This is a genomic window from Paenibacillus sp. CCS19 (assembly GCF_033239625.1).
Lineage (GTDB): Bacteria > Bacillota > Bacilli > Paenibacillales > Paenibacillaceae > Paenibacillus_T.
The window spans coordinates 350369-357151 of sequence record NZ_BTCK01000002.1 but is presented as its reverse complement, the minus strand read 5'-3'; the positions used below and the strand labels follow the sequence as shown (position 1 = coordinate 357151).

Below are 6783 nucleotides of genomic sequence, written 5' to 3'. Positions count from 1 at the left end.
TGTTCGTGTACGTTGTACCTGTCACGCCTGTCGCTACCGTCGTGTACGCGCCGCCGCTTGTCGTTGCACGCTTCACGTTATAGCTCGTCGCACCGCTCGATGCCGTCCACGACAGAACCGCTTGCGCATTGCCTGCCGCTGCCGTCAGTCCTGTAGGCGCAGAAGGTGTCGTCACGGTCGATGCACCTGGCTTAAGGACGATATGGTAAGCCGTCAGCGGCGGAATCGAATACGTGAATTGGTTGCCGCTAATGCTTGCGATGGTACCCGCTTGGCTCAGCGCCGTGCTTGAATTGTTGAAGCCATACACGGTGCCGGACGTGTACGCCTGGCTGCCGGCAATTTGGATTGTTGCATTCTGCGCGTTGTCGAAGCTTTTGTTCAAAACAATGAGATGCAGCTCGTTATTCGTTGCATCTTTGACCGACGCATAGACGGAGCTGTTCTCAATGTCCGACGTGTTCGCCTTGACATGAATGTCGCCGAATTTGGAGCCGTTGCCGTCATAGTTGCGGTACAGCTTGAACGCTGAGTTGACGTACTCGGCATTCGTCTCCAGCTTCCAGAACGTAGCGAAATACACGCCAAGCTTGCCGAAAATACCGAGTGCGTCCGCTTGCGCGATACCGCCGGAAATATCTCCTTCGCCGCCGTAGCTGTACTCGGTAATGCCTAATTTGGTGCCCGGGTAGTACGTATTAATGGACGATTGCAGCTTCGGAATGATCGGCAGGTAGGACGAGAAATAATCGCCGATCCAGCTGCTTTCATGGTACGTCGAATCCCACAGCGTACGCGGTGCTTGAACGCGCGCCTTCTGCGTTTCGAGAGAGCCCGCTCCATTAAACGTGATGCGCGTGCCGCCACCTGTTGCTTCTGGATACCAGTGAACGTCAAGCACGTCGAGCAGACGTTTGCCTGCCGTTGTGCTTGCCTGCTTCATTTTGTCGAGATAGTAGTCGAGGTACCAGCTGTAGTTTCCTTTCAACGAAGCCCAATCCGCCGCGTCCTGCAGCGATAAGTAGCCGGCGAAACCATAGGATGCCGGACCGAAAATTTCAGCCGCAGGGTCTACCGCTTTGACTGCCTTTGAGAGCGAAACCGAACGGTCTACCAGCTCTTGCGCCCCGACCGCATTCGGGTGAATGCGCGGATGCGTGTTGGACCACAAATCCGCCTCGTTATCGAGGGAGTAACCTTTAATGCCCGTAGAGGTAGAAGCCGATCCGTACTTGTTCACGAGGAAGTTCACTTCTTCGTCCATGTAGACATTATTGTCGTTCACGTCCGGGTTCAGGGAGAATGCGCTGCCCTTCGAATTGACGACTGTACGCCAACGCGAAGATGGGGCCGTCTCACTGACGGATACCGCACCGTTCTTGTCTGCCGATACATAGCCCGCCATCTGAAGCGTCACAAGCGAGTAGCTTCCGTTCGCAAGTGAAATATCATGGAACTTCGTCACCGCTGCACCTGGTGCATTGCAGCCGCTCACGGTCGTGTTACACGCAAAGTCATCACTGGAATGAAGCCAGTCGCTGCCTGCGTTCGAAGCGTTATTTTCCCAGTTGTAGCCGGTCATTCGATTGCCGCCCATGCGGCGCGCCGTGTAATCAGCCGTATTCGTGAAATCTTGGTTCGTACCATAAATATAAGGGCTAATGTTCGTCCTCTCGGCGGTTGGATCAACGGTAATGGTTACATTGGTCGCAGCTGCGGATGCAGTCTGCGACGCAGGAACAATGGAAGGAAACAGAAGCGCCGCGCTCGCCACGGCAGCGATCCATTTCGCCTTCTTCTTGCTTGTCAAATCATTCACCCCTCTTCTTACAAATAAGGAGAGGTCTGCGGCGCCAGGCCGCAGCACCTCTCAGTTCGGTGTTGCCTGCTAATTGCGTTTACTCGCTTAAGGCTCAATACCCCATACGAGCGTACCGCTGTTATACAGCGTTACTTTGTTCCAGTCAGCGAACGACGACTTCGTTCCATCGAACGAATAGTCATTGCTCTCATTGAGATTCGTCCAGTCGGACTTCGCAATGCGGACTTGGATATCGCCTGTTTGGCCGCCTGGTGCGATCGAGCCTGCTGCGCTGCTGAACGACAGCTCAAGATACGTATCCGCCGTCGTCTTCGCAGGGCTGATCGTGCCGAACGCGCCGCTCACTGCGCTAGTACCTACTTGCGCATAATCCACCCAATAGTTAAGCGATGCGCTCGTCGAATCTTTCGTCAGGTAGTAACGCAGTTTCAGACCGCTCAGGCTTACTGCTGTCGTACCCGTGTTCTTAATGTTGAACGTTGCATAGATTTGATTGTCATTCGCATTTGCGTTGCTCAGCTTGTATTGAACGACGAGGCTGCTAGGCGTCGTCGTGCTGCCTGCTGGCGTTGCACTTGCAACCGACGAATTAGCCGATTCGCCTGCGCTGTTCACTGCGCTCACAACATAGTAGTACGTCGTGCCGTTCGTCAGGCCCGAATCTGTGTACGTCGCACCCGTTACGCCTGTTGCGATCGTCGTGAATGTACCGCCGCTCGTCGTCGAACGTTTCACGTTATAGCTCGTTGCGCCTGTCGATGTCGTCCACGACAGTGCCACCTGTGCATTGCCAGCCGTTGCCGTCAGTCCCGTTGGTGCTGCCGGAACCGTTACTGGCGCCACTGGCGTTGCGCTTGCTTGCGACGAGCTCGCCGATTCGCCAACTGCGTTCACTGCGCTGACGACATAGTAATACGTCGTGCCGTTCGTTAAGCCCGTGTTCGTGTACGTCGTACCCGTCAGGCCTGTTGCAACTGTCGTATAAGGACCGCCGCTTGTCGTTGCGCGTTTCACGTTATAGCTCGTTGCGCCCGTCGATGCTGTCCACGACAGCGCCACTTGCGCGTTGCCAGCCGTCGCCGTCAGTCCCGTTGGCGCTGCTGGAACCGTTGCCGGCGCCACTGGCGTTGCGCTTGCTTGTGCAGAGTTGGAGGATTCGCCGACTGCGTTCACTGCGCTTACGACGTAGTAGTAAGTCGTGCCATTCGTCAGACCCGTGTTCGTGTACGTCGTGCCCGTCACGCCAGTTGCCACTGTCGTGTACGCGCCGCCGCTTGTCGTTGCACGTTTCACGTTGTAGCTCGTTGCGCCGCTCGATGCTGTCCACGACAGCACCACTTGCGCGTTGCCTGCCGTCGCCGTCAGTCCCGTAGGTGCTGCAGGAACCGTTGCTGGCGCCACTGGCGTTGCGCTTGCTTGCGCAGAGTTCGACGATTCGCCTGCGCTGTTCACTGCGCTGACAACGTAATAGTACGTCGTACCATTCGTCAGACCCGTGTTCGTGTACGTCGTGCCCGTCACGCCTGTTGCCACTGTCGTATACGCGCCGCCGCTTGTCGCTGCACGTTTCACGTTGTAGCTCGTTGCGCCGCTCGATGCTGTCCACGACAGCACCACTTGTGCATTACCTGCCGTTGCCGTCAGGCTTGCAGGCGCCGCTGGCGTCGTTACCGTTGTCGAATAAGGAATAGCCGGGTATGCATTCGTGACCAACTCTACGAATTGCGCGTGGAACCAGTGACCCGACACTGGTGCATTAGCCAATGCGCCAGTCGGTTTGCCGCTTGCGCCGATATACGTCGGATCGCACATTCTATCGAAGCCTTTGCCTTCATCATTCGGAATGAGCGAGCTCGATCCGTCGGATTCGCCTGGCGGTTTCGCCCATACAAGCGCATCGATATGCGAGGATGCATAAGCTGCAGGCGCTACCGTAGGCGCTTCGCCCATGCCCGCTCCCGCTGGGTTACACCAGTTGCCGCGGTGGTAACGGCGGTCGATACGACCGGAATCTGCATAGTCGCTTACCGTCGAACCGCTGGCAACCGTTGGACGGTTCGGCCCGCCCCAGCCGTTGCGGGACGTGTCGATGAGGAAGCCGATCGTCGTAGGCCAGCCTTTGGCAACAAAACCGGAGTAAAGCGCCGCAGTGAAATCGGCTTCATCGAAATATGGATTCCATTCATAATAAGAGGCCGATCTCAGCGGACTTCCGCCGACTTGAAGATCCGGATTCGGCAGATTCGGTTCAACGAGCGGTGTCGTGTTCGCCGTGTTCGTAATGAAGCCGTCCACGCTCGCCTTGCCAGCGACCGTGCCATTAACAACCGTCGTGATCAGGTCGATGGCAGGACCACGGTTCGAATCCCATCCCAGCCAGCCAGAGTGGCCAAGATCCATGTACGTGTACACGTTCGGAATCGCATGCAGCTTATCCAGCGCATAACGCGTAGCATCCACATAGATGCCGGAGGAATTCGCCGCTGCGCAGTTCGCATCGCTCAGGTTCGTCACGAGATTCGGCAGCGAGTCCGGCTCGATGATCGTCACGATGCGAATGCCCGCATATTTGGATTTGGATAAGACGCTTGCAATGGCATCGATGTACTGCGTTTTGTACGTTGCAAGACCTGCTGCCGTCAGCGGCAGCTCGCCGTTGGAAGCGAGCGCTTTGCAATCGCGGCCTGGCAAATCATAGATAATGAATTGAACGGTAATTGGCGTGTTGCCTTGCTTCGCCGCAAGCACGTTATCCATCGTCTGCTCGAGGCTGAGACGTCCGCCGTTAGCCGCTCCGCCTTGAATGGCAGCGATGCGATCGAGCCAGATAGCCGTCGGATACGTTTTCACCTTCTCCATCTTAGCCTTTAATACAGGGTCTGTTACTTGCGCAATTGACGTATCAATAAGTTCCGCGTAGTCTGGGTTCACATATTGCGTAGCCCCTACGTAAGGATTGTCGACATGCGTTTCAGGCGTTACCGTTGCCGAAGGAGCAGCGCTCGCTTGCGCCGAGTTTGCTGACTCGCCTGCGCTGTTCACCGCGCTAACGACATAGTAGTAGGTCGTGCCGTTCGTCAGGCTCGTATTCACATAACTTGTTGCAGTGACGCCCGTTGCAAGCGTCGTGTATGGACCGCCGTTCGTAGTCGAACGTTTCACGTTATAGCTCGTCGCGCCTGTCGAAGCTGTCCAGCTCAGCGTCACTTGCGCATCGCCTGCTGATGCCGTTAGACCTGTCGGCGCTGCAGGAACCGTAACGGTTGCAGTTGCCGAAGGCGTTGCACTAGCTTGCGAGGAGTTAGCGGATTCGCCGAAGCTGTTCACCGCGCTTACTACATAGTAGTAAGTCGTGCCGTTCGTCAGGCCCGTATTCGTATAAGTCGCGCCTGTCACGCCCGTTGCTACTGTCGTGTACGGTCCGCCGCTTGTCGTCGAACGTTTCACGTTGTAGCTCGTCGCACCGTTCGATGCTGCCCAAGACAGTGTTACCTGTGCATTGCCAGCCGTTGCCGTCAGGCTTGTTGGTGCCGCTGGAGCTGCAGCGACAACCGTCTGCGGAATAGCTGGGTATGCGTTCGTTACCAACTCTACGAATTGCGAATGGAACCAGTGACCGGATACTGGAGCATTAGCCAGCGCGCCGGTTGGCTTGCCGTTTGCGCTGATGTACGTAGGATCGCACATTCTGTCGAAGCCTTTGCCTTCATCGTTCGGAATGAGCGAGCTGGATCCGTCGGATTCGCCAGGCGGCTTCACCCATACTAGCGCATCGATATGCGAGGAGGCATATGCCGCAGGCGCTACAGTCGGCGCTTCGCCCATGCCCGCTCCCGCTGGGTTACACCAGTTGCCGCGGTGGTAACGGCGGTCGATGCGGCCGGAATCCGCATAGTCGCTTACCGTCGAGCCGCTGGCAACCGTTGGACGGTTCGGACCGCCCCAGCCGTTGCGGGACGTATCCACAAGGAAGCCAATCGAAGCCGGCCAACCTTTGGCAACAAAACCGGAGTAAAGCGCCGCCGTGAAATCGGCTTCATCGAAATATGGATTCCATTCATAATAAGAGGCCGATCTCAGCGGGCTGCCGCCAACCTGCAGGTCCGAATTCGGCAGATTCGGTTCAACGAGCGGTGTCGTATTCGCCGTGTTCGTAATGAAGCCGTCCACGCTTGCCTTGCCAGCAACCGTGCCGTTAACGACCGTCGTGATCAGGTCGATGGCTGGACCACGGTTCGAATCCCATCCCAGCCAGCCAGAGTGGCCAAGATCCATGTACGTGTACACGTTCGGAATCGCATGCAGCTTATCCAGCGCATAACGCGTAGCATCCACATAGATGCCGGAGGAATTCGCCGCTGCGCAGTTCGCATCGCTCAGGTTCGTCACGAGATTCGGCAGCGAGTCCGGCTCGATGATCGTCACGATCCGAATGCCTTCGTATTTGGATTTGGAGAGAACGCTCGTAATCGCGTCGATGTATTGCGTTTTATACGTTGCAAGACCTGCTGCCGTCAGCGGCAGCTCGCCGTTGGATGCGAGTGCTTTGCAATCGCGGCCCGGCAAATCATAGATGACGAATTGAACAACGATCGGCGTGCTGCCTTGCTTCGCAGCAAGCACGTTATCCATCGTCTGCTCGAGGCTGAGGCGTCCGCCGTTAGCCGCGCCGCCTTGAATCGCAGCGATGCGATCGAGCCAGATTGCCGTCGGATACGATTTAACCGTTTCCATTTTGGCCTTCAACACAGGGTCTGTTACTTGCGCAATCGAGGTATTGATCAGAGCCGCGTAATCCGGGTTGATGTACTGCGTCGCACCCACATAAGGGTTGTCAACGTGAGCTTCAACGGCAGCGCTTGTCGTTGCCGCTCCGAAAGTAACGAACACGTTGAATACGACAGCGAACATGAGAAGCATTTTCGCGGTGCGTTTCGTTATTGCCTTGAACAAGTCGTGTC

General features: G+C 56.5%; 2 protein-coding genes. Both read right to left on the bottom strand.

All coding sequences use genetic code 11. The annotated features are described in order from the left end of the window. Positions 1 to 1810 (bottom strand): glycoside hydrolase family 44 protein (locus tag SBI19_RS03555; protein WP_483312231.1); only part of this gene is annotated, 1810 nt, incomplete at its 3' end. A 96-nt stretch (positions 1811 to 1906) separates the two neighbouring features. Then, positions 1907 to 6733 carry a glycoside hydrolase family 6 protein gene (locus tag SBI19_RS03550; protein ID WP_483312238.1) on the bottom strand — a complete coding sequence of 1609 codons (4827 nt, stop codon included), beginning with the start codon at positions 6731 to 6733 and terminating at the stop codon, positions 1907 to 1909. Positions 6734 to 6783 lie beyond the last annotated feature (50 nt).